Annotated in this window: 25 protein-coding genes, 3 other RNA genes and 1 riboswitch; of the genes, 22 read left to right on the top strand and 6 right to left on the bottom strand. The window is 35.4% G+C overall.

The genetic code is table 11. The features are described from left to right. Positions 1-48: 48 nt before the first annotated feature. Complete coding sequence (gene recU, locus G9F74_RS25430; protein ID WP_000155587.1) at positions 49-651, bottom strand: Holliday junction resolvase RecU; 603 nt, start codon at positions 649-651, stop codon at positions 49-51. 103 nt (positions 652-754) lie between these two features. On the opposite strand from recU, the gene G9F74_RS25425 reads away from it, so the two are divergent. The 3 genes from G9F74_RS25425 to G9F74_RS25415 all read left to right on the top strand — a co-directional run bounded on the left by G9F74_RS25425 (position 755) and on the right by G9F74_RS25415 (position 2,812). Next, positions 755-1,780: a DUF2515 domain-containing protein gene (locus tag G9F74_RS25425; RefSeq protein WP_016108089.1), complete on the top strand. Its 1,026-nt coding sequence runs from the start codon at positions 755-757 to the stop codon at positions 1,778-1,780. 429 nt (positions 1,781-2,209) lie between these two features. After that, the gene (locus tag G9F74_RS25420; RefSeq protein ID WP_001252045.1) at positions 2,210-2,452 is read left to right on the top strand and encodes a hypothetical protein; all 243 of its coding nucleotides are present in this window, start codon (positions 2,210-2,212) and stop codon (positions 2,450-2,452) included. A gap of 15 nt (positions 2,453-2,467) precedes the next feature. Then, positions 2,468-2,812 (top strand): YppE family protein, encoded by a 345-nt coding sequence (locus tag G9F74_RS25415; RefSeq protein WP_000455491.1) that lies wholly within the window; start codon positions 2,468-2,470, stop codon positions 2,810-2,812. A 25-nt stretch (positions 2,813-2,837) separates the two neighbouring features. On the opposite strand, the gene G9F74_RS25410 is transcribed toward G9F74_RS25415, so the two are convergent. Continuing rightward, positions 2,838-3,029, bottom strand: coding sequence for a YppF family protein (locus G9F74_RS25410; RefSeq protein ID WP_000242658.1), 192 nt, complete (start codon positions 3,027-3,029; stop codon positions 2,838-2,840). A 177-nt stretch (positions 3,030-3,206) separates the two neighbouring features. On the opposite strand from G9F74_RS25410, the gene G9F74_RS25405 reads away from it, so the two are divergent. The 10 genes from G9F74_RS25405 to G9F74_RS25360 all read left to right on the top strand — a co-directional run bounded on the left by G9F74_RS25405 (position 3,207) and on the right by G9F74_RS25360 (position 11,649). Beyond that, positions 3,207-3,719 (top strand): YppG family protein, encoded by a 513-nt coding sequence (locus G9F74_RS25405; RefSeq protein ID WP_016108090.1) that lies wholly within the window; start codon positions 3,207-3,209, stop codon positions 3,717-3,719. Between the two features lie 157 nt (positions 3,720-3,876). Next, positions 3,877-4,347 (top strand): spore coat protein, encoded by a 471-nt coding sequence (locus tag G9F74_RS25400; protein ID WP_016108091.1) that lies wholly within the window; start codon positions 3,877-3,879, stop codon positions 4,345-4,347. A 56-nt stretch (positions 4,348-4,403) separates the two neighbouring features. After that, entirely contained in the window at positions 4,404-4,958 is a 555-nt protein-coding gene (locus G9F74_RS25395) for an SLOG family protein (RefSeq protein ID WP_000869384.1), read from the top strand. A 97-nt stretch (positions 4,959-5,055) separates the two neighbouring features. Beyond that, positions 5,056-5,391, top strand: a complete 336-nt coding sequence (gene gpsB / locus G9F74_RS25390; RefSeq protein ID WP_000622427.1) for a cell division regulator GpsB — start codon at positions 5,056-5,058, stop codon at positions 5,389-5,391. An 87-nt stretch (positions 5,392-5,478) separates the two neighbouring features. Next, an RNA gene (gene rnpB / locus G9F74_RS25385) (RNase P RNA component class B) lies at positions 5,479-5,870 on the top strand. 180 nt (positions 5,871-6,050) lie between these two features. After that, complete coding sequence (locus G9F74_RS25380) at positions 6,051-7,190, top strand: THUMP domain-containing class I SAM-dependent RNA methyltransferase (protein WP_000521231.1); 1,140 nt, start codon at positions 6,051-6,053, stop codon at positions 7,188-7,190. A gap of 61 nt (positions 7,191-7,251) precedes the next feature. After that, positions 7,252-7,434 (top strand): DUF3921 domain-containing protein, encoded by a 183-nt coding sequence (locus tag G9F74_RS25375; RefSeq protein ID WP_000376898.1) that lies wholly within the window; start codon positions 7,252-7,254, stop codon positions 7,432-7,434. Positions 7,435-7,572: 138 nt separating this feature from the next. After that, positions 7,573-9,510 carry an ATP-dependent DNA helicase gene (locus tag G9F74_RS25370; protein WP_016108092.1) on the top strand — a complete coding sequence of 646 codons (1,938 nt, stop codon included), beginning with the start codon at positions 7,573-7,575 and terminating at the stop codon, positions 9,508-9,510. Positions 9,511-9,611: 101 nt separating this feature from the next. Further along, complete coding sequence (ypwA, locus tag G9F74_RS25365; protein WP_000215061.1) at positions 9,612-11,129, top strand: carboxypeptidase; 1,518 nt, start codon at positions 9,612-9,614, stop codon at positions 11,127-11,129. 46 nt (positions 11,130-11,175) lie between these two features. Further along, the gene (locus G9F74_RS25360) at positions 11,176-11,649 is read left to right on the top strand and encodes a GNAT family N-acetyltransferase (protein ID WP_000386699.1); all 474 of its coding nucleotides are present in this window, start codon (positions 11,176-11,178) and stop codon (positions 11,647-11,649) included. A gap of 54 nt (positions 11,650-11,703) precedes the next feature. Here G9F74_RS25360 and mphL read toward each other — a convergent pair whose 3' ends face one another. After that, the gene (gene mphL / locus G9F74_RS25355; RefSeq protein WP_016108093.1) at positions 11,704-12,600 is read right to left on the bottom strand and encodes a macrolide 2'-phosphotransferase MphL; all 897 of its coding nucleotides are present in this window, start codon (positions 12,598-12,600) and stop codon (positions 11,704-11,706) included. Positions 12,601-13,197: 597 nt separating this feature from the next. Between mphL and G9F74_RS25350 the strand changes: the two genes are divergently transcribed. The 3 genes from G9F74_RS25350 (at position 13,198) to pbuX (ending at position 16,189) form a co-directional block, all read left to right on the top strand. Further along, positions 13,198-13,944: a type I methionyl aminopeptidase gene (locus G9F74_RS25350; RefSeq protein WP_016108094.1), complete on the top strand. Its 747-nt coding sequence runs from the start codon at positions 13,198-13,200 to the stop codon at positions 13,942-13,944. A gap of 116 nt (positions 13,945-14,060) precedes the next feature. Next, positions 14,061-14,162, top strand: a riboswitch (purine riboswitch). Positions 14,163-14,269: 107 nt separating this feature from the next. Next, entirely contained in the window at positions 14,270-14,863 is a 594-nt protein-coding gene (locus tag G9F74_RS25340) for a xanthine phosphoribosyltransferase (RefSeq protein WP_000866492.1), read from the top strand. 3 nt (positions 14,864-14,866) lie between these two features. After that, positions 14,867-16,189, top strand: coding sequence for a xanthine permease PbuX (gene pbuX, locus G9F74_RS25335; RefSeq protein WP_000809217.1), 1,323 nt, complete (start codon positions 14,867-14,869; stop codon positions 16,187-16,189). 15 nt (positions 16,190-16,204) lie between these two features. Here the strand turns inward: pbuX and G9F74_RS25330 are convergent, their stop codons facing one another. Beyond that, entirely contained in the window at positions 16,205-17,368 is a 1,164-nt protein-coding gene (locus G9F74_RS25330; RefSeq protein WP_016108095.1) for a DUF418 domain-containing protein, read from the bottom strand. A 553-nt stretch (positions 17,369-17,921) separates the two neighbouring features. Here G9F74_RS25330 and G9F74_RS25325 point away from each other — a divergent pair. Continuing rightward, on the top strand, positions 17,922-21,581 hold the full coding sequence (locus G9F74_RS25325; RefSeq protein ID WP_016108096.1) for a dynamin family protein: 3,660 nt from the start codon (positions 17,922-17,924) through the stop codon (positions 21,579-21,581). A gap of 3 nt (positions 21,582-21,584) precedes the next feature. On the opposite strand, the gene G9F74_RS25320 is transcribed toward G9F74_RS25325, so the two are convergent. Continuing rightward, positions 21,585-21,839, bottom strand: coding sequence for a DUF3931 domain-containing protein (locus G9F74_RS25320; RefSeq protein WP_000369740.1), 255 nt, complete (start codon positions 21,837-21,839; stop codon positions 21,585-21,587). Positions 21,840-21,911: 72 nt separating this feature from the next. Here G9F74_RS25320 and G9F74_RS25315 point away from each other — a divergent pair, with 72 nt between their 5' ends. From G9F74_RS25315 to ssrS (G9F74_RS25295), 5 genes are all read left to right on the top strand, one after another. Next, a complete protein-coding gene (locus tag G9F74_RS25315) occupies positions 21,912-22,370 on the top strand; it encodes a GNAT family N-acetyltransferase (protein WP_000011414.1) in 459 nt (152 codons plus the stop codon). 30 nt (positions 22,371-22,400) lie between these two features. Next, positions 22,401-22,673, top strand: a complete 273-nt coding sequence (locus tag G9F74_RS25310) for a YpbS family protein (protein WP_000451820.1) — start codon at positions 22,401-22,403, stop codon at positions 22,671-22,673. A gap of 2 nt (positions 22,674-22,675) precedes the next feature. Next, complete coding sequence (locus G9F74_RS25305) at positions 22,676-23,509, top strand: sulfurtransferase (protein WP_016108097.1); 834 nt, start codon at positions 22,676-22,678, stop codon at positions 23,507-23,509. 116 nt (positions 23,510-23,625) lie between these two features. Continuing rightward, positions 23,626-23,808: non-coding RNA, 6S RNA (gene ssrS, locus G9F74_RS25300), on the top strand. Between the two features lie 21 nt (positions 23,809-23,829). Next, a non-coding RNA gene (gene ssrS, locus G9F74_RS25295) (6S RNA) lies at positions 23,830-24,013 on the top strand. 54 nt (positions 24,014-24,067) lie between these two features. Here ssrS (G9F74_RS25295) and G9F74_RS25290 read toward each other — a convergent pair. Continuing rightward, positions 24,068-24,517, bottom strand: a complete 450-nt coding sequence (locus G9F74_RS25290; RefSeq protein WP_001235522.1) for a hypothetical protein — start codon at positions 24,515-24,517, stop codon at positions 24,068-24,070. Between the last annotated feature and the right edge of the window lie 82 nt (positions 24,518-24,599).

The raw sequence follows: 24,599 nt of genomic DNA, 5'->3' as shown, positions 1-24,599 counted from the left end.
TCATTCTCTCCCTCAAAAGTCGAAAAAAGAGCCTTAGTGATGACTCTATCACGAAAAATAAACCGTGTCTAGTACACGGATATAATCAATCCGAGGGTGATAACCGCATGATAACAATGATCCATGCGCTTCTATTTCTTCTTTAGTAATTGACTTACGCCCACCATTATTTTGACGGTTCCAAAATGCAATAATATGTTTCGCATCGAGTAAATAAAATTCATCAAAAAGTGTAAATTTAATAATAACAAATGCAACTCCATTATGAGCAATTACTTGCTTCATATGTTCAATTTGATGAAGGTGGAAGTTTTGAAGTGGGAAACTAGTTTTGTTTTTTGTTTCCTTCGCTTCAAAATCGATGTATTTCCCTTTGTATACACCGTTGTAATCCGTTGTAGAAGGTTGTTTAAAATACGCTTCTTTTACCACTGCAGCACTTCGAGCGGGGTAATCTACTTTTACAATTTGAAGAGGTGTAGGTTTTTTATGTACACATGCAATATTATGGGTTAAGTAATATTGATTTGTTTCATTTAATTCCTCTTCAAGGGACATACCTCTATTACTATAAGTATGTTTTTTTATTGGTGTTTTAGGAGGTAGTGAAGCTTGATTGTACCTTTTTCCATTTGGGTAACGAATGGTCATAGTGTGTCCACTCCCAACTTGTTAAGAATTACTTACAAAGGTGATTATATCAAAAAATGAAAAAAGATGTGACCTTTTTGAAGAAAGGCATGATGATTTATTTATGTTTACATGGAATGATTACGAAAAAATAAAACAATATCGTAAAAATATGGTTTGTACAAAGGAAGAAAAAGCAATCATTCACACTATTAAAAAGAAAACAGAAATAGCTAATATGGACAACATTTCTCGGACACAATCGTATCAAAAATTTTATGTAAGAAATAGTGAAATCAGGTGGTCTTTTTTAGCGAGTATGGTTTCGAGAAATGCAGGCTGGAATATGACTGATTTAGAAGGAAGATATTATGCTACTGTTTTGCCTCGATTAGTAAAAAAACATTTGTTTCTCATATATGAACAGGCTAATTGGATTATTTTCTTAGATGCATTTCCTCAGTTACTACTATATGAAGAAAGCAAGAGGAGACGTATACCTCTCTTTCATTTGTTGCAATTTTTCAACGTATCACTTTTCATGGAAAAAGAATGGACATTTTTCTGGGAGAAAAAAGATATGAATAGGCTTATGACAGCGCTTATTATAAATGAGCAAAATAAAATTCAAAAACCAGTTATTGAGAATAGCTACTTTAAAAAACATGTATTTCATACGGCGCTTTTTAAAGTTCAAGACATGTTGCATATTAGTGCAGTTATTTTTCCAACCATTGAAGGGGGGATGTATGGGTTTTCAGTTTATCAATTTGAAACGTTGCAAAAGCGTATAGAGCTTGGGAAAAAATTAGCGTGGTTATTGTTTCATCCGACTTATAAACGTTTATTTTATAATTTTGCACTACAAACTACACATACTGGCTCTAGAGAAGATTATGAATATTACTTAAGGGGAACTAGAAAATCCTATACACCTGCACTAAGAGATGTGTATTCTCTTGTTGCACATGAGGAAATAACAATGAGGGATTGGTTTTGTGAAGATTCGAAAATGAATGCATTGTTTTTATTTGAAGAACCGAAGGATGAAGTTAATATAAAGGAATGGTATAGAAGAAAGAGGGAGCAGATCTATGCTGTTTCTATCGTGAATCGTTTTGTTAAAAGAATAGACGAGTTCATGATATAATAAAAAAGAAGTCCCATCTTTATAAATGAAGATGGGACTTCTTAATGTGAAGAAATCCTGCTAAGTGTGTTAAGATTTTAATCTCAAAACTGAATGAAAGTAGAAGATTAAGGGGGATTTAGAAATTAGTAGTTTGGAAAAGCCCCATTAATTAAACTTTCACTTTATGTAGCAGGGAAGTTTGGGCCATCAAGCTTTGGATTACCAGTCTCGGGTTTATTTTGTTGTTTGTTTTGTTTTTTCTTTTTTTCGTTTTTGTTCTTTGCCATCTTCATACACCTCCTTTTTGTATTGTTACCATTTCTATAAATGACATTCAAAATGATTTCTTTGACGAATAACAACTAGTTTTGTCATGTGTGCAGGAGTGAAGAATTATCCGGCGAAATTACATGACAAAGGAAAAGCAAAGAAGGGGGCGTTTTGTATATGGCGATGGTTCAGAAAGTAGATGTAATGAAAAAAATGGATCAAATGTTAAGTTCTCTCGATTTGCTGGAAATGAATATAGGAATTAGAATAAATCATGCATTGAAGGATAAGAGCGAAAAAATATGTAATAAGATAGAAATAACAGAAATGCATATTGAGCATATGGAAAATAAATTAGTGCATCACGAAGAAAAAGGGAATTGGGTGAAGACGTTTCAAAACATCGTAGTGAGTGCATAATAAGGTGGGAATGAAATGGAGTATGAAGCATTAATACAGTCTTCAGAAAAACTCATGCAGTATAATAATGAAGCGAATGTAAAAAAAAGAGAAATAATTGAATATGACTTTTATAAGGATATGAAGCCGTTTGTAGACATAGTAGATGAGGAATTAAAGGTGTGGAAAGAATTAGCTTATACGTGGATTAAGGAAGAAAAACCGAAGTATATACATGTACAGCAAATTGATCAAGTGTACGATAATTTACAAACGAATGTGTTACAATGTTTTGTAAATAAAGGAAAAGGTAAACGTTTTTTTGAAACACATCAAGCCATTTCGTATACTTTGCAAAATATAGTTGAGCAATGTAAATAACAAGAGGGGAAACCCTCTTGTTTTTTTAAGCTTCTGTCATTGTTGTAGGTTTTGTTGCACCGTTTATTTCTAATTCTTTTATTAATGTTCGGTAATCCGATATACATATTTTTCCTTCGAGATAACAATGTCTCGCAAAGTCTAATAATTCATTTACATTCTCTGTGTAATACCCCTTCTTTTGAGAAAACGCTTGTTTTAAATCCCCTAATACCATGTTGATTCCTCCCCCATGAGAATCTTCTTCTTAATTATCATAGCATGGAAGGGTTTTCTTTTTTAATTTTTTAAAAATTTAAACTTCCGACAAAAATAGACAGATACTCCGTCACACAAATTATTTTACAAGTACATATTATATATGTAGAAACTTATGTGAAGGAGGAGAGAATGCATGTTTCAACAATCTAACGTATATCAGCAACCAAATCCATATGCACAGCAAAATATGTACCAATATAATAAGGATACATATTTACGGTATAATATGTATCCTTTCGAGCCTCATTATGGAAATCAAAATTATTACCAGCCATTTGAAGTATCGTTTATGAATCAACAGCAACAACAGCAGCAACCCTATATGAATCAATCGCAACAAGAGCAACAATCCTATATGAATCAGCAGCAAACTTATATGAACTCACAATATTATATGCCACCATCACCATCTCCCTATGGAAATCAACAAGCGATGTTTTATCCGCCAAAACAACCGTATCCGACGATGAATAAACAAAAGCAACAACAGCAACCAAGTCAGTTTTCGAGCTTTGTTTCCCAATTTAAAAATTCAGATGGTAACTATGATGTGAATAAAATGATGAATACAGCTGGACAAATGATGAATGCGATGAATCAAGTGACGGGGATTGTTAAGCAGGTTGGAGGGTTCTTTGGTAAGTGATGATGGATTGTTGTCCATAATGAAATAGCATGAATGAAGTGTAGCACTAGACAAATTTCCATGAAACAAATGGGTATATATAACAAACGGCTTCACCTCTTTTCTCATATTGTAAAGTGTAATCAGATTTTCTTAACGAGAGAGGAGAGAAAAAACTATGCATCATTGTCATCCTTGTTTTGGAGGGCATAAGCCTGTAGGACCTATTTGTACGACTGCTCCTGTCATTCATCCGACGAAACAGTGTGTAACACATTCTTTTTCAACAACGGTGGTGCCACACATTTTCCCAACGCATACGACACATGTACACCATCAACAAATTAAAAACCAAAACTTCTTCCCGCAAACAAACTCAAATGTAAATGTTGTAGATCCAATCGATCCAGGATTTGGCGGTGGATGTGGACCATGTGGTCATGGTCACCATCACCACGGTCATCAAATATCTCCATTTGGACCAGGGCCGAATGTATCTCCATTTGGACCAGGACCGAATGTATCTCCATTTGGACCAGGACCGAATGTATCTCCATTTGGACCAGGACCGAATGTATCCCCATTTGGACCAGGACCGAATGTAGGACCAAATGTTGGACCAAACGTTGGTGGAATATTTAAAAAGTAAATGATATGTTAGAACTAGCAAAATGCTAGTTCTTTTTTTGTAATTGGAGTGTTGATATGAAAGTTGTTGCTGTAACAGGATATAAGCCATTTGAACTTGGAATATTTAAAAAGGATCATCCAGGAGTAGACTGCATAAAAAAAGCGCTGCATCGTAAATTAACTGCTTTTGTAGAAGATGGTTTGGAGTGGGTTATTATAAGCGGCCAGCTAGGTGTAGAATTGTGGGCTGCTGAAGTTGTTTTTGAAATTCAAGTAGAATATCCAGATTTAAAATTAGCGGTATTTACTCCTTTTTTAGAACAAGAAGAAAATTGGAAAGAAGATAACCGTGAATATTACGAATTTATTCTTTCACAAGCAGATCACATTGATAGTATTACGAAACGGAAGTACGAAAGCCCAGAGCAATTTAAATTAAAGAATCAATTTTTTATTGAAAAAAGTGATGCTCTTTTAGCTGTATATGATGAAGAAAAGCCTGGGAGTCCTAAATATATTGTAGAAGTAGCTAAGAAAAAAGGAGAAATAGAAAATTATCACAGTTATTTCATTCTTTTTTCTGATTTACAAGATATAATAGAAGAGGAACAGTGGAATAATGCAGAGTAATATGTAATATTGTACTCGTATATATGATTGACAAAAGGCATTGTTTCTGAAAAAATTTAGTTAATGAAAGTTTTGGCAAAAATTTGAGGTGAAGAAAATGATTTCGGATAAAATTAAATTAACGGCGAAAGATATTTTGGAAAAAGAATTTAAAACAGGTATGAGAGGTTATCAACAAGAAGAAGTAGACAAGTTTCTTGATATGATTATTAAAGACTATGAAGCTTTCCACAAAGAATTTGATCAATTGAAGCAACAAAATGTTCGTTTAAAACGAGAATTAGAAGAACAAAAACTAGCTGCAACACAAGCTCCACAACAACCTGTACAAACACCAGTTGCACAACCGGTATATAACAACACGAATACGGATATTTTAAAACGTTTATCCAACTTAGAAAAAGCTGTATTTGGAAGTAAGTTATACGAATAAAATAAGGTGGAAACAAGGTTGAGGCATTGTACATAGAAAAAAACATTGCAAAATCTTTTTGTTTCCACTATACTAATGGATGTCATAACGTTTGGGCAATCGCTGCAACGCCAACGTTGTAGAGGAAAGTCCATGCTCGCACGGCCTGAGATGGCTGTAGTGTTCGTGCCTAGCCAATTCATAAGCTAGGGTATTCTGGCTGTAAGGCTGGTTTAACGGCAGGGAAAAAACCTAAGTCCTTTCGGATATGGTTTGACTACCTTTAAAGTGCCACAGTGACGAAGTCCTTGAAGAAATGATAGGAGTGGAACGAGGTAAACCCCACGAGCGAGAAACCCAAATAATGGTAGGGGAATCTTTTCCAAGGAAATGAACGACGGAAAAGGACAGGTTTTCATAACCTGTAGATAGATGATTGCTACCGGAGTACGAGGCGTGGGCCGTTTGCAGTACAAAGGAACAGAACATGGCTTACAGAACGTTATGAACCAACTATGAAATAACTCAGCTCTCCTTTGTTAGAGGAGGGCTTTTTATTTGTATGAAGTTATAAATTATGAGTTACAATGGTTAATGAGAAAAATTTTCGTAAAATGTAATGATTAATAGGACAAATTGCTATTAATTATTGTTTGAATATACATAAGAGGTGAATGCAAATGGGAAAAGTTACTTTAATTGCAACAGCGGCAATGGGTATTGAAGCGTTAGTTGCCCGAGAAGTTCGCGATCTTGGTTATGAATGTCAAGTAGAAAACAGCAAAGTAACATTTGAAGCAGATGAAAAGGCGATTTGTCGCACGAATTTATGGTTACGTACTGCGGACCGTGTGAAAATTAAAGTTGGTGAATTTAAAGCAACAACATTTGATGAGCTATTTGAAAAAACGAAAGCATTAAACTGGGGAGATTATATTCCAGAGAACGGAGAATTCCCTGTTATCGGTAAATCTCTAAAATCTGAGTTATTCAGTGTTTCGGATTGCCAACGTATCGTTAAAAAAGCTGTCGTTGAAAAATTAAAAACAACATATAAACGTACAACTTGGTTTGAAGAAGATGGTCCGTTATTCCGTATTGAGATTGCAATGTTGAAAGACATTGCAACATTAACAATCGATGCGAGTGGTGTTGGACTTCATAAACGTGGGTACCGCATGGATCAAGGGGAAGCTCCTTTAAAAGAAACATTAGCTGCGTCTCTAATTAAGTTAACGAACTGGAAGCCAGATCGTCCTTTCGTGGATCCTTTCTGTGGATCTGGAACAATTCCGATTGAAGCTGCATTAATTGGACAAAATATCGCACCAGGATTTAACCGAGGCTTTGCATCGGATGAATGGGGCTGGGTTGGTAAACAAAATTGGCGCGAAGCTCGTCAAGAAGCTGAAGATTTAGCAAATTATAATCAACCATTACAAATCATTGGATCTGATATTGACCATCGTATGATTCGAGTTGCACAAGAAAACGCAGAAGAAGTAGGTTTAGGTGATTTAATCACATTTAAGCAAATGCAAGTAAAAGATTTCACAACAAAAGAGGATTATGGCTACGTCGTAACGAATCCTCCATACGGAGAACGTTTAAGTGAAAAAGCACTCGTTGAACAACTGTATAAAGAAATGGGACAAGTATTTCGCCCATTAGATACGTGGTCAGCGTATGTATTAACAAGTTACGAAGCATTTGAGAAGTGTTATGGAAAAGATGCATCGAAGAAACGTAAACTATTTAACGGATTTATCCGTACAGATTACTACCAATACTTCGGAAAACGTCCACCGCGTAATTCATAGTATAAAACTCCTCCAGCACGCATATACTGGCTATTATGTAATGCGTAAAGGAGGCAGTGATATGGATAGTTTTCAATTATCGATGATTCAAAAAGCTATTCACCGTACGTATGATGAGCTCGGAAAAGAAGTGGATAGTCAAGGCGTAATTGTAGATGAAATACAAAAAGCGCAAGAAGAATATTTATCAGCTCTTTCACATGAAACAGCGATTGATAAACGGTATTTAAAGTCATTAATATAGAAGAAAATTTTCCTTTTTCGAAAGGAAAATTTTTTTTCGTGTATTTCTAAGTATTGCAACAGGGGAAAGTGGCTGCACACATATGAGTAGCAGTTACTATATCGTTTTATAGAAAAACTTTTTGGTTGGAGGCTAAGGATGTTTACAGAGAAGAGATTACCATTTGAAGTAGGAAAACAAGATAATTTTTATGATAAGTTGAATGAGTGGATTGGAGATGTATTTTACGACATCCTTCCGGAAAAAGGCTTTGAAGAGCGTGATGAACAAATCTTTATGGCGTTTCAATTAGAGCGTGCTTTCCAAGAGAAAAAAGTTATGTTTGCAGAAGCGGGTGTAGGAACAGGGAAAACGATTGTATACCTTTTATATGCAATTTGTTATGCGCGTTATACAGGAAAACCTGCTATTATCGCCTGTGCAGATGAAACATTAATTGAGCAGCTTGTGAAAGAAGAAGGGGACATTGCTAAGTTATCAGAAGCATTAGGACTATCTGTTGACGTAAGACTTGCGAAATCGATGGATAACTATTTATGTTTACGTAAACTTGAAGATGTTATGAGTGGACGAGCTCCAGAAGTAATTGAAGACGTATATTATGAATTACCACAGTTTGTATTTGATCATGGTACGATGCAAAACTTTACTCACTATGGTGACAGAAAAGAATTTCCACTTTTAAATGATGAGGAATGGTCAAAAGTAAACTGGGATTACTTCCAAGATTGCTTCACTTGTGATTCACGTCATCGTTGTGGACAAACTCTTTCTCGTGAACATTATCGTAAAGCGGCAGATTTAATCATTTGTTCTCAAGATTTTTATATGGATCATATTTGGACGTACGATGCTCGTAAACGTGAAGGACAAATTCCGTTATTACCTGAAAGTAGCTGCGTTGTATTCGATGAAGGACATCTTGTAGAATATGCAGCTCAAAAAGCTTTAACGTACCGTTTAAAGCAAACGATGATGGAGCAGCTTTTAACGAGATTGTTACAGAACGATATTCGTGAAGAGTTTGCACATTTAGTAGAAGAAACAATTTGGCAAACAGAGCGATTCTTTGATGTGTTACAAGAGAATAAAAAGGAAATTGAAGGTTCTGATCGTTTAGAAATTACTGTGACAGAAAAAGTAACCGCAGAAGCGAAAAGACTTTATGCAAAAATCGGTGAAGTCGGTGATGCACTAGTATTTGAAAGTGAAATGCATACAGTAAACACATACGATTTAAATATCGTTGATGAACATTTAGATGTGTTAGAACATTCACTTCGTCTTTTCATGCATGAGAAAAATGTAATTACGTGGGGTGAAGAAGGTGATGGTGCCTTCACGTTAGTTATTATGCCGCGTGCAGTTGAAGAAGTGTTACAAGAAAAAGTATTCTCGAAGAAAATTCCATACATTTTCTCTTCTGCGACATTATCGGACAACGATTCGTTCGCATTTACTGCAAATAGCTTAGGGGTAAAAGATTACTTATCATTCTCAGTTGCCTCACCGTTTAATTATGAAGAGCAAATGGCAGTAAACTTACTATCGCATACGAAAGAAAATGAATGGGAAAGAAAGTGTCAATATACACTTGAAAATATACAGAAAACGAATGGACGTACGCTTGTATTATTCCGTACAACGCAAGAACTTGCAGCGTTCAAAGAATATGTAAGTAAAGAGCAAATGTCAGTTCCGTTCTTATATGAAGGGGATCAAGAAATTAGTCAGCTCGTTTCTCGTTTCCAAAATGAAGAAGAGACTGTACTTTGTGCCGTTCATTTATGGGAAGGTTTAGATATTCCGGGTTCATCATTATCACATGTAATAATTTGGTCATTACCATTCCCTCCAAACGATCCTGTGTTTGAAGCGAAACGTAAGCACGTAAATAATCCATTCTGGGATGTAGATGTGCCATATATGATTTTACGTCTTCGTCAAGGGATTGGACGTTTAATTCGTACGAGCGACGATAAAGGTGCTATATCAATCTTCTTATCAGATACGGAAGATGAAAAAGTGATAGAAGCAGTGAAAAAGGTACTTCCGGTAGAAGGTAAAGTATTGTAAGGAAAAGCTTGGCGCTTGCCAAGCTTTTTTTCTATTATAAAAGGAATTTATGTTTCCGTGTCGAAATAAGTTTGAGGTAGAAAAAGGAGGTCTTTTATACGATGACAGTTGCTACATATGAAGTAGAAAAACAATTTTTAACATATGTGAAGAAGATAGAAAATTACGGAGAAGCATTAAGCTTAATGTTTTGGGATTTAAGAACGGGTGCACCAAAAAAAGGTGTGGATCAGCGTTCAGAAGTCATAGGGATGCTTTCGTCAGAAGTGTTTGCTATGTCGACTTCAGATGAGATGGGGAACTACTTAACTGAGCTTGAAGCTTTAATATCTGAAGATAAACTTTCTGAAACGACGAAGAAAATGGTTGAAGAGTGTCGTAAAGAATATGATAGAAATAAGAAAATTCCACAAGCTGAATACGAAGCGTATGTGAAATTAGAAGCGAAAGCGGAAAGTGTGTGGGAAGAAGCACGCGAAAAATCTGATTTCGAAATGTTCCGTCCGTACTTAGAAAAAATTGTTGAATTCAAAAAGAAATTTATTACATATTGGGGTTACGAAACATATAAATATAATACATTATTAGACATGTATGAGCCTGGTATTACAGTAGAAGTGTTAGATCACGTATTTGGTCAACTTCGTGAGCGTATCGTGCCGCTTGTAAAAGAAATCTCAGAGTCTAAAAAGGGATTAAAAACAAGTGCTTTATCGGAACACTTTTCGAAAGAAAAACAAAAGAACTTTACATTAGAGTTATTAAAGCAATTGAATTATGACTTTGAAGCAGGGCGTCTTGATGAAACGGTACATCCTTTCGAAATTACATTAAATAGAGGGGATGTTCGTATTACAACACGCTATGATGAGAAAGATTTCCGTATGGCTGTGTTTGGAACAATTCATGAATGTGGTCATGCTGTATATGAACAAAATATTGCAGAAAAGTTTGAGGGTACACCGCTATGTAGTGGAACATCTATGGGTATTCATGAATCGCAATCATTATTCTTTGAAAACTTTATCGGTCGTAATAAATCATTCTGGAAGAAAAATTATGATTTATTAAAAGAGTATAGTGACGGTCAATTTAACGATATATCAGTCGATGAGTTTTATGATGCGATTAACGAATCGAAGCCTTCATTCATTCGTATAGAAGCAGATGAGCTTACATATCCGCTTCATGTTATGGTTCGTTATGAGCTTGAGAAAGAATTATTTGATGGTACACTACAAGTGAAGGACTTACCAGCGGCTTGGAATGATAAGATGGAAGCATATTTAGGAATTCGTCCAGAAAATGATGCACAAGGTGTATTACAAGATGTTCACTGGGCTGGTGGCTCATTTGGATACTTCCCATCTTATGCGCTTGGTTACATGTATGCAGCGCAATTTCAGCAAAGAATGCTAAAAGATATTCCGAACTTTGATGCATTATTAGAAGAAGGTAACGTGACGCCAATTCGTGAGTGGTTAACAGAAAACATTCATCAATATGGCAAAACGAAAAAGCCACTTGAAATTTTAGAAGATGTAACAGGTGAAGGGCTAAATGCAAACTACTTAGCTGATTATTTAGAAGCGAAGTATAGAGAGATTTACGAGTTATAAAAAAGAGCTGCTTAATTGCAGCTCTTTTTTTAAAGGGGATGGGAGAATGGATTATACATTTACAGTAATGAACCAAAAGGAAGCAGAGGAAATTGCATACAACTGGCATTATGAAGGGAAATATTCCTTTTATGATATAGAGGCAGATCAAGAAGATTTAGCAGAGTTTTTAAGTACTGAAATGAGAGGAGACGATACGTTTGCTGTGAAGGAAAATGGTACTCTCATTGGTTACTTGAGTTTTTCTAAAATGAATAATCAAACGGTTGATATAGGACTTGGAATGAGACCCGATATAGCTGGCAATGGATTAGGGTTAAAGTTCGTGAAGGCTGGACTAGATTTTAGTGAAGAAAAATACGGCTGCAACTATATAACACTATCAGTAGCGACATTTAATGAGAGAGCGATTAAAGTATATAAAAGGGCAGGATTTGAAGCAGTTGGAACGTTTATCCAGGAGACGAACGGTAGTTGTTTTGAGTTTTTGAAAATGAATTATATATGTAAAAATGACTAAAAAACAGAAGAGAGTTCTTCTGTTTTTTAGTTTAAAGTTTTTTTTGTAACTACATTAACTTTCAGTTGCTAGCATGTGTACAGCTGCTTCATGCATCTCTTTCAAACCTGACACTTGAGCATATTCAGCAACAGTGATACTACTTGTTGTTAGAAGTTCGATAATATGTTCATCCATTCTTGGCCAAGTTTTACCACCAGCATTGTCATAAGAGCTAATTAACTTTGTTAGTCCATCTTTCCCAAAGAGCAGATAATGTGATGTGAAATCTATAGAAACATCAGCTATCCCTACTTCTGTCCAATCGATTAAGCCAGTTACATTATTTTTCTTATCAATCAGGATATGACCTGGATGTATATCCCCATGCGTTACTCCTACATGAGATGGCCAAAAAGAATCTTCAGTTAGCCATGCTTGCCAACGATCCCATAATTTTTGATTGACATAGTATTGTTCCTTCACTCGATTCATCCTTTGTTCCATAGAAGCTCTTAATTCATTAGCAGTAAGAATTTCAATACCGATATTATTAAATTCTTGTTGAGGTAATGAGTGTAAATTCGCTAGAACTTTTCCTAATGAAATATGGTATTCAGATGGTGCGTTTTTTTCATTAAAGCTCCATATATATCCTTGTTGTTCTATATCAATAGTGGCGGCAGGAACGCCACTTAGTTGCTTATAGGCAATTAAGTCTTCAGTGAATATAGACCAATCAGGAACTTGGAATCCTGCATGGTTTTTTATGATTTCCAATGCCTTTTTTTCTTGTAGGACATGTCTCATAGATTCTGGTCTACGAGGAATTCTTAGTATCCATTTATCTCCGTTTTGTTCTTTAGCGTGTGCTACTTGAAAGTCAACACCAGATTCATTGATTTTTATTGAATCTTCTAAGATATTTAGGCCTTCCTTAGTTGCTAATTGTTTAATTTTAAGTGTGTTCATTTTTATTTCCTCCAAATGCTTATTTTAATCTTAATGCTTGAGTACGTTTTCTGTTACCATTTTCCCCTAACTACACCAATAGGATCAAATTAGTGAGATATAAGAAGATGTAATCATAAAAAAACCACAGACGGGCTTCTGTCTGTGGTTAAGAGTAAACGAGGATATAAGAAATAGAGGTCTCTCTTTGTATGAAAAAACATACGACAAAAAGACAGATGTATATCTGCCTTTCTCCATGTAGAAAGTGTACTTTTCCGTTGAAGATTATTAAAAATGTGCAGACTAATCCTGTTTACTCTGCTTTATGAAAACAGAGCCTTTGAACATATTAAGTTACTTAGTGTTCAAAGTTTGCTGACGTAGTCTTCCTGCATGCATCATTTTTAAAAACCCTCCTTTTAATAGTATAGTAACACTATACGTTGTTTATAAGTGAATATCAATAAAAAACACTAAATGAACATCCAAAAAAATGCATATTAAAAAATAAAAATAAAAATAAATGATGTTTGCTTTTGTAATTGGAATTTTTGCTAGAGGGTGTGTATGATTGAACTTTAGTAGCAAATAGCAAGCTTAGCAAGGAGAGGTAGAATGATTACAATTAAAACGAAAAGTGAAATAGATTTGATGCATGAATCTGGGAAATTACTTGCTTCATGTCATAGAGAAATTGGAAAAATGATAAAACCGGGAATAACAACACAAGAAATTGAGACGTTTGTTGAAGTGTATTTAGAAAAGCATGGCGCAACATCTGAGCAGAAAGGTTATAACGGGTATCCATATGCGATATGTGCGTCTGTAAACGATGAAATGTGTCATGGGTTTCCGGCCGATGTTCCTTTAAATGAGGGAGATGTTGTCACAATTGATATGGTAGTAAACTTAAATGGTGCGCTATCAGATTCTGCATGGACATATATAGTAGGGGATGTTTCTGACGAAACAAAAAGGTTATTGCTAGTGGCTGAGAGTGCTTTATATAAAGGAATTGATCAGGCGATAATCGGTAATCATGTAGGGGATATTGGTTTTGCAATTGAAAGTTATGCAAATGCTGAAGGTTTTTCTGTTGCAAGAGATTTTACGGGGCATGGGATTGGTAAAGAGATTCATGAAGAACCAGCAATTTTTCATTTTGGTAAACCGGGACAAGGACCTAAGCTGCAAGAAGGCATGGTAATTACAATTGAGCCGATTGTAAATGTAGGTATGCGCTATTCTAAAGTTGATTTAAATGGATGGACTGCAAGAACGATGGATGGGAAATTATCTGCTCAATACGAGCATACAATTGCGATTACAAAAGATGGGCCAGTCATTTTAACGAAGTTGTAATAGAGAATGTAAGAGTTTGCAAAAATCGAACGAAAATAGTGTTTTTATAAAATTTGTACGTGTTTTATTAATAAATACTTTTCAAAGTATAAAAATTGCGTTATAATCCTTCTATAAAATAAATAGTTAGCTACACTCATATAATCGCGGGGATATGGCCTGCAAGTTTCTACCGAAGTACCGTAAATACTTTGACTATGAGTGAGGACGAATATATTTGCTTGTTAAGCATTCTTTTTTGCGAAACTCCAAAAGCACGTCTCTCACTTGTAACGAGTGGTGGCGGCTTTTGGAGTTTTTTTATTGCATAAGAGGAGGAACAAACATGAAAGTATTACAAGAAAAGATTTTGAACGAAGGAAAGGTTTTATCTGGTGACGTATTAAAGGTAGATGCATTTTTAAATCACCAAATTGATCCGGTACTTATGCAAGAGATTGGAAAAGAATTTGCTAAACGTTTTAAAGAAGAGAACATTACAAAAATCGTGACGATTGAATCTTCTGGCATTGCACCAGCAGTTATGGCTGCATTAGAGCTGGGTGTAAAAGTAATTTTTGCAAGAAAACGTAAATCGTTAACGTTACAAGATAATATGTATGTTGCAAACGTATATTCATTTACAAAACAAGAAACAAATGAAATTTCACTATCTCGCACTCATATTGATGAAAATGATCGTGTATTAATCATTGATGACTTTTTAGCAAACGGTCAGGCTGCTTTGGGTTTAATGAGTTTAGTAGAGCAAGCTGGAGCAAGCATTGCGGGAATTGGAATTGTTATTGAAAAAGCATTTCAAGATGGAGGAAAGAAGCTTCGTGAACAAGGCGTTCGTGTTGAGTCACTAGCAGAAATTGCATCACTTGATAACGGCACAGTTACATTTGTACAGCAAGAAACTGCGGAGGTGAAATAAGCGATGAAGCAACATCCATTTAAAATCGCATCGCTAGGTATGCAGCATATGCTTGCTATGTATGCCGGTGCAATTATCGTTCCACTTATTGTGGGAGGCGGACTTGGCTTAAATCAAAAAGAGTTAACATATTTAGTCTCAATTGATTTATTAATGTGCGGCGTTGCAACAATTTTACAAGCATTATCAAATCGCTTTTTCGGTATTGGACTTCCAGTTGTACTAGGTTGTACATTTACAGCGGTTGGGCCGATGATTGCAATTGGAAAACAATACGGCGTGTCTTCTATTTATGGAGCAATTATTGCTGCCGGTTTGTTTGTTGTTATTTTTGCGAAATTATTTGGAAAGCTTGTAAAATTATTTCCCCCTGTCGTAACAGGGTCTGTTGTTACTGTAATTGGAGTTACACTTGTTCCAGCAGCGATTAATGATATGGCTGGCGGAGTAGGAAGCAAAGATTTCGGAAGTCTTGAAAACTTAGCGTTAGCATTTGGCGTATTATTATTTATCATCATTATGTATCGTTTCTTTGATGGATTTATCCGTTCTATTTCTATTTTATTAGGTCTTTTGTTCGGTACAATCGTTGCAGCGTTTATGGGGAAAGTAAGCTTGCAAGCTGTTGGAGAAGCAGATTGGTTCCACGGTATTCAGCCGTTTTACTTCGGTACACCGACATTTGAATTAACGCCAATTATTACGATGATTCTCGTTGCTTGTGTAGGGATTGTAGAAGCAACAGGTGTATACTTTGCGTTATCTGATATTTGTAATAAAAAGATCGGTGAAAAAGAATTAACAAAAGGCTATCGCGCAGAAGGGTTAGCGATGGTGTTAGGTGGTATTTTTAACGCATTTCCATATACAACTTACTCTCAAAACGTAGGACTTGTTCAATTAACAGGAGTAAGAAATCGCGTTATTATTTATACTTGTGGTGGTATGTTAATCGTTCTTGGGTTCATTCCAAAAATCGCAGCTATTACAACAATCATTCCGAAATCAGTACTTGGTGGTGCGATGTTAGCGATGTTCGGTATGGTTATGGCATATGGTATTAAAATGTTAAGTAGCGTTGATTTTGGAAAGCAAGAAAACTTATTAATTGTTGCATGCTCTGTCGGAATTGGGCTTGGGGTTACAGTCGTTCCTACATTATTCTCACAACTTCCAGAAAATATTCGTATTTTAACAGATAACGGAATTGTGCTAGGAAGTGCATCAGCAGTACTTTTAAATATTGTATTTAATATGGTGCCGCAGCGAAAAGGGAAAGTAAAAGAAGAGCCAGTTTCGATGCAAAATGCAGTAAGAGAAGCATAGAAAAGCAAGGTCTCATTATGAGACCTTGCTTTTCTTTTTAAGTGGCATCATTTTCCCATACGTACCAAGCCGCCAAATGTACTCAAGTGGCCCGTATTGATAATGTGAAAGCCACCAGCGGCTAATAAAGATTTGTAACGTATAAAAACTGATGCAAAATAGAGGTCCTACCCATAATGGAGCAAGATAATCGTTTTTGAACAATAGTCCGAATACAAGTAATGTAACAATTGTATGTGAGATGTAATTTGTTAACGCCATTCGTCCAACGTATTGGAATGGGCGTAATAATGTTTGCCATTTTTCTTTTTGTAATAAACGCATTAGCGTGAAAATGTAGAAGATGAATAATGTTTTTCCACTGAACATTGTAAAGGCCTGCATATAAATTGGTTCATAAAATGGTTTTGATAAGAAGTAACGAACCATGAAGAACCACATTGGTAATGTTAAAATGAACGTAATAATTTGCCATTTTTTAAGTTTTGTATCTACCTCTTTCGTGCGGCGGAAAATATCCTTTTTACCGGCGTATAAACCAAGTAAAAATAGCCCAACTGTTTCTGGGAGCATTGTAATATTTAATACTATTCCATCAGCATAAAATGCATGGAAACGATTTTGTATTTGTGACACCCAGTCTTCAAGTGGCATGACTGGTAAGGAGAATCCAAGTTCAGCCTTTGACATTAAGGCAACACTAATACTAGCAATTAGTATAAGAAATTGAAAAATACTTAATAAAGCAATTGCCCATATTAAAATGGTACGAGGTTCTCTCTTATAAAATAAAAATAAGAAAAATCCAGCGATTGCATAAGTATGTAAAATGTCTCCGTCCCATAAAAGCACATAATGTAAGAAACCAAATAATAATAAAATAAGTAAGCGACGAACAAATAAAGTTTTTGGTCGATCTGTTTTCGCTTCAGCACGAGTCATAAAAATATAAAAGCCTAGTCCGAATAAAAACGAAAAGATAGTATAAAACTTTGTTTGAATAAACATATCGTAAATTAGACGGATATAACTATCTAGTCCCTCATAAACTCCTGAAAGATCACGTGAGTCAATTCCAGCAATAATAGGCCAGTTAACAAGAAAAATACCTAGTACAGCTATTCCCCTAATGATATCAATTGAGTGTATCCTCTCGCCTTGCGTGAGATTTTGTGTCATTATTTTCCTCCTTAATAAGTAATTCCCTTTTATTATACAAAATGTAAGGGGGAGGGGATAGAGGGGATTTCCAATTTTTAAAACTGTTAAGATGTGTATTATGAGATATAATAAGAGTGCACAGCAAGTTTTAAACTTCTTTAAAACAGGCAGTAAAGCTCCTTTTCCCGAAGGAGCTTTCTTTTTTAGAAATTTGTTGATAATGATTCTCTTTAATGATAAAATGTATTCAAAAGTGATAATCATTATCAAAAAAAGGTTGGTGCGCGAGTATGGTATATGCATTAGTAGCAGGTACAGTCGCTGTATATGCAGTTATTGCGAAATATGTTTTAAATGGAGTAGGAACAGCAAAATGAATAAAATGACATAAAATCCCTTTCATTTTTAAAAAGAATGAAAGGGATTTTTTATTTTTAATGAGAATATGCTGAAAATTTAGTATGATAGTAAAGTGAAACTGTAATCAATGGGGAGATGCATCTCTCACTGATTAAGAGCTCGCAAATAGCGGGAAAAAGTATATACATCTTGGATAAAGGGGAACAAGGGGATGACAAACATAGTACAGACAAACGGTATGAAAAAACTTGTTTGTTTTTATGAAGAGTGGCAAAAACACGGCGATGCAGAGAATAGCTTAAAGTTGTTTGAAGTGATTCAAAAATATAAACAAGAGCAGCTTATGATAGCATTCTGCGGCCACTTTTCGGCAGGGAAATCAACGATGATGAATCATCTATATAAAGCGCAGTTGTTACCAACAAGTCCGATTCCGACAAGCGCTAACGTCGTCAAAATTGAAAAGGGATTAGATCGTGTTGTTGTAACGGTCAAATCTGGAGAACAGTACGAATATGACGGTGCATATTCAGCAGAAGAATTAAAACAGATTTGTAAAGATGGCGATGAGGTAATTGGTGTTCATATTTATCGAAATGATGCGCCAATTCCTGAGGGAGTTATGTTAGTTGATACACCAGGAATTGATTCGACAGATGATGCCCATCAACTAGCGACAGAATCGACACTTCATCTAGCAGACGTAATTTTTTATATGATGGATTATAATCACGTCCAATCGGAAGTGAATTTGCAATTTGTTAAAGAATTGAAACAACGTAATAAAACGGTTTATCTCGTTGTAAATCAAATAGATAAACATAAAGAAAATGAATTATCATTTGAGGATTATAAAGATAGTGTGAAACAATCGTTCTCTAACTGGGATATTGAAGTAGATGGAGTTTATTATACGTCATTACGAATGATGAACCATCAACATAATGAAATTGGAAGTTTAGAAACATTAATTACTTCTATTATGAAAGAAAAAGAGCAGTATGTAAGAGAGGGAATGGAGCGAGAAACAGAATATTTAATGGGAGAACATTTCTCGTTTATTGTTTCTGAAAATGAAAAAGCTCTTTTGACATATGAGGAAGAGTTAGCATCACCGCTTTCGATTTCAGAAATAGTTGAAAAGAAAGAAGAGCTAACGGAAACTAAACATCGCGAGGCTAGTAAAGAATCTCATGTGAGAAACGAATTTATAAAAGGTTTACAAGCTATATTAGATAACGCGTATTTAATGCCATTTGAAATGAGAGAATTGGCAAATGCATATTTAGAAACGAAATTAACAAAGTTTAAAGTTGGTTTGCTATTTGCGAAAGGAAAGACGGAGCAAGAAAAACAAAGACGTGTAGAGGCGTTTTATTCTGCCCTTCAAAAGACTGTTGAAACGCAACTTGATTTTCATGTGAAAGAATTTATTGTAGCCTTCTTAAAAGAAGAAGGATTGTTCACGGAGGAAATTGGGAAAGACATATATGCTTTAGAAATTGCTTTTGGACCAGAAATGTTAGCTGAAGTCATTAAACAAGGTGCAGGTTTCACAGGTGATTACTTACTTCTTTATACAGCGGATGTAGCGAATGAACTGAAGAAACGTTATTTTACAAAAGCACAGCAAATTTTTGATAAAAGTGCAGTCGTTTTAAAGCAAAAAGTGAAGGAAGCAGTTGCTCGTATGGAAGAAGAGATTGAAAAATATACGATGTTGCAAACGGCAAAAGAGACGGAATTACAATACAGTAACAATTTAGAGACATATGAAAGTTATTTACAAAATGTTTGGCACGAGCGTGTTGCTACACCAGACGGATTGCAAATAGAGGAGATATTGCAACGTGAAAAACAAATTGTTAGTGAGAAATTCACACTACAAGAGCAGGAAATTGTAAATGATAATGTAGCGGCTCATGAAGAAGAGATAAAAGGAACGGCAGCTTTAAATATTCAGCGTATATTAGAGAAAGTGAAGAAAGCTGAAATGATATTAGAGCCATTGCCAGCGCTGAAACATGTACAGCAAGAGGTGATAGAAAAAAGGCGTCGTGTGGAAACGAAACAATTTACAGTAGCGTTATTCGGAGCTTTTAGTGCTGGGAAATCATCATTTGCCAATGCCTTACTTGGTGAGAAGGTACTTCCTGTATCACCAAATCCGACGACGGCAACGATTAATCAAATTTTGCCGGTTACAGAGGAAAAACCACACGGAACAGTAATGGTTCAATTCAAATCAAAGCAAGCTCTATTAGAAGATATGAAAGCTGTTTATAAGCTGTTTCATTATGAGATTACTACGTTAGATGAGGCGTTAGCACAAATTGATAAAGTTATGAAATATCCTTCACCGACTGGGAAGCAAAAAACAACATTTAGCTTTTTACGAGCGGTACAAAAAGGGTATGATGCAGTTTCTACTTATTTAGGAGAACAAGTACAAGTCACATTAGAAGAGTTCTCTGATTATGTAGCGAATGAAGAAAAATCATGCTTCGTTGAGTATATGGAGCTTTATTATGATTGTGCTTTAACAAGGCAGGGAGTAGCGCTTGTAGACACACCTGGAGCGGATTCTATTAATGCTCGCCATACTGATGTTGCATTCCAGTATATTAAAAACGCAGATGCTATTTTATTTGTAACATATTATAACCATGTATTCTCTCGTGCTGATCGTGAATTTTTAATTCAGCTTGGTCGTGTAAAGGATACTTTTGCTCTTGATAAAATGTTCTTCTTAATTAATGCGGCGGATTTAGCAGAGTCTGAAGAAGAACTTGAAATGGTAAAAGGTTATATCGCAGATCAGCTACTGCAATACGGTATTAGAAATCCGCGTTTATTTGCAATTTCAAGTTTATGTGCGCTTGAAGAGAAACAAGGAAAGAATGTTAAAAAAGAGAAGTATGGTATTTTACAAAACTCTGGAATTACTAAGTTTGAGGAATCATTTACGTCCTTTATGATGAGAGATTTAATGCTTGTTTCTGTGCATGCTCTATATGGTGCGTTGAAAGGGGCAGATCAGCTTTTAGTAAACATGATAAATGGTGCAAAGCAGGGGAATGAAGAGAAAGAGAAGCAAACGAAAAAATATGAAGCAGAGCGTGATCAACTACTTCATATCATTTCATCATATAGTGTACTTGCTGAAGAACAGGCGATGCAAAATGAAGTGAAAGAGTTGCTTTATTACGTGCAACAGCGTCTATTCCTACGTTATAACGATGTGTTTACTGAATTTATTAATCCGGCGTCACTTCGAACGGATGGAAATGTGAAAACACAATTGCAACAGTGTGTTATGGAATTAGTAGCATTTATTCAGCATGATTTATTACAAGAAATGCGTGCGACATCATTACGTCTTGAAAAATGGATAGACGAAGCGATGAAGCGTGCAAAGGACGAAATTGTAGTGAACTGTAAAGTAGAAAATCAATCAATTTCTATGAATGGAACAGTGGAGTATGAATATAAAGATATTACACATAAAGAACCGTTCCCTTCAGTTGAAATAAAAGATTTCAAAAAAGCACTGGCACATTTTAAAAATGAGAAAAGCTTTTTTGAAAAGAATGACAAAGCTTTTATGCAAGAAGACGCTAAATCTGTATTAGAACCGCTTGTATCAAACTATGTAGCCGATGAAAAAGATTTATTTGTTCATCATTATAAGCAAGAATGGGATATGAAGTGGAACTTATTCCAAAAAGTGATGCAACAAGATGTGATGAACTATTATGAAAGTATATTGTTTGCATTGGCTGAAACGATCGATGTATTTCTATATGAACAAAGTAAAGAACAATTGCACAAGCAGTTAGTAGAGATTGAAAAAGAAATTTATGTTATATAGTCGTTATGAGAAAAAGATTCGTTCAATTTTCTTTTGCAGTACAGTATCTAAAGATTTGACAAATCCAGCAAATTCATCGGTAGAAATCATATGAGTAAGAACGAGTCGTCTACCATCTGGTGTTTCACCGCATAAGACGAATGAAGAAAATTCGTATGTTTTATTTTCAACTACTAATTTTGGATAGGAATACGTGTCGCTTTTCTTCTTCTTTCCATCAATAGAGATGACGTTGCATTTTTTCTCATTGTTGTCCATGGTGAATCCCTCCTTTCTATTATTTATGGTAGACAAGGAGGGTTTAGAACAATAGAGATGGGGGGATTTTTTATGTCTTTTGTAATAGAACGTATTTTAAAAGAGGCTATACCGAAGTCTTTATTGCTACTTGCTGATCCAAGTGAACGTCAAATAGCTATATATGTACAAAGAGGGTTAACATACGTAGCAAAGCAAGGGGGCAGTGTCATCGGTGTGTATGTTCTTTTGGAAACAAGGCCGAAGACGATGGAAATCATGAATATTGCGGTTGCAGAGCATTTGCAAGGAAAAGGGATTGGGAAGAAGCTATTAAGGCATGCCGTAGAAACTGCTAAAGGATATGGTATGTCAAAACTTGAAATTGGTACAGGCAATTCTAGTGTTTCACAACTTGCTTTATATCAAAAATGTGGATTTCGTATTTTTTCTATTGATTTTGATTACTTTTCGAAGCATTATGAAGAAGAGATTATTGAAAATGGCATTGTATGCCGTGATATGATTCGGCTTGCAATGGAATTGAATTAGAACGTATAACTTATTTAGGGGGAAGAGAAGATGGAAGTACATAAAGCAATTACAGCACATTCTCGTAAACAAAATGAAAGTGTAAAAGCATGTTTACAATTAGATGCGCAGCGTGAAGCAGCTATTGAAGCAGCCGTATCTCTTGCGTCAAATGGGAAAGAATTTTCGGTTGATGTCATTAATGTTGTAACAAAGCAAATTAATGATCTTGCAAAAAATGGTGTTACCTTACAGCGTAAATATGTTACAGAAGAAATGGTTATGGAGTATGTAAGTCGTTTACAAGAGAAAGAAGGTCGTTAAAGATGATAGTTACAGTCGAATGGTTACGTGAGCATATAGAAGATGAGAACGTCCGTGTAATCGATTGTCGTTTTGATTTAGCGAATCCTAATTGGGGTAGAGAAAAGTATGAAGAAGAACATATTCCTCATGCGTTATATTTTGATTTGAATTTAGATTTATCAAGTCCTATAGCAGAACATGGTGGCCGCCATCCGTTGCCAAGCATTGAAGAGTTTGCGGACAAGCTTTCGGAGGTTGGTATTGATGAACATACGACAGTAATTGCGTATGACAGTCAAGCTGGTGCAAATGCTGCTCGTTTATGGTGGTTATGTAACTATGTAGGACATGAGAAAGTATATATATTAGATGGTGGTTTCCCGGTTTGGAAAGAGAATGGACTACTGACAACAACGGAAATTCCTGTTGTTATACGAAAAACATTCAAAACAAACATACAAGATCATATGCTTGTATCGATGGAAACAGTAAGAGAGAATATCCAGGCAGGTGCAGATGTTACGTTAATTGATTCAAGAGAGCCGAAACGTTATGCTGGTGTAGAGGAACTTGTCGATCATAAAGCAGGACATATTCCGACAGCAGCAAACTATTTTTGGAAGGATGGAATGTTGCAATCAGGACAATTTAAGAATGAAGCTGAGCAACAAGAACGATTCCAAAATCTGTCGAAAGATAAGGAAACCATTGTATATTGTGGTTCTGGTGTTACGGCATGTCCAAATATCATTGCGTTAAAATTGGCTGGATTCCAAAATGTTAAATTGTATGCAGGTAGCTGGAGTGATTGGATTTCTTATCCAGAAAATCAAATTGCAAAAGAAGAAGATTAATCACTTGCATGCAAAAATAATTTGTATTAAAATAAGGTCACAAGCAAGAGATTGCTCGAAAAACTTTGTATTTTACACATTGGAAACAATGTGATAATATAACGACAAGTAAATAATACATCCTGCGGTGTACGTAACTTATTTATGTCTAAAACCGATGTTAGTTATACGGAAGCTCAATATTTAGCGACCATCATCAAGCCTTCCTTGTGGAGGAAGATGTACGGTAACTGTGAGGGCATCCACCTGCGAGTAGCGGGTTTTTGGACATTTACGAGGAGCGGCACGTGCGGGGGTCTTATTTCAACTAACCTTATATAAAATTCCTACGGTGTACGTAGCTTATGCATGTCTTAAACCAATAAGTTTAATATGGAAGTTCAATATTTAAATGTAGCTAACATGCCATCTTTTTAAGAAGGAAGTTACAAACATTTGTGAGAGCATCCACCTGTGAGAGCAGGTTTATGGACATCTAGAGAGAACGGCATATGTGGGGCTATATAAAAACCTTACGTTTTATACGTAAGGTTTTTTTGTTGCATAGATATATCAATATTATCTTGATTCACCTGTGAAGTTTCCGTAATAAATGTAGCACTTTCTGTCTTCATCAATCTCTCTTGAATCCAAGGAGAATTCCATAGACATGCCGTCTCGCTGAATATATATAATATCTGAATGAAGAGATGGTAAAATTTCTTCGTAGTTCCATACATCTTGACTATCTACTAAGCTTGAACTCGTTTCACTTAGTTCTCTAATTTCAAAACCGATGTGGGAGTATGTAGGGTCTGAAGGGTCATTGGCGAAAACTTCTTTTTGAATATAAATAACTGCTGTTCCGTCTGGATCAACCGAAGTTGCAGTAACAACATAAGTATTTTTCTCTTTAATAAAATATTCACAAGTCATGCGTGCGATAATTTCAGAATTAGAAATATTGGCGTAGTTCCATAAAGCAGGATACCCTTTCGTTTCATCATTAAGTCGATATTCTAAGCGCATTTTATCCGATACGATAAACTTAACTAAATCTATATAATTCAATCAAATTTACACAAGTTAGTGCTTCATCGTGTTCTCGCAA

This window comes from Bacillus sp. EKM202B (genome assembly GCF_011066025.1).
GTDB classification, from domain to species: Bacteria; Bacillota; Bacilli; order Bacillales; family Bacillaceae_G; genus Bacillus_A; species Bacillus_A toyonensis.
The sequence above is the reverse complement of the archived record's forward strand: the minus strand, read 5'-3'. Positions and strand labels throughout refer to the sequence as shown.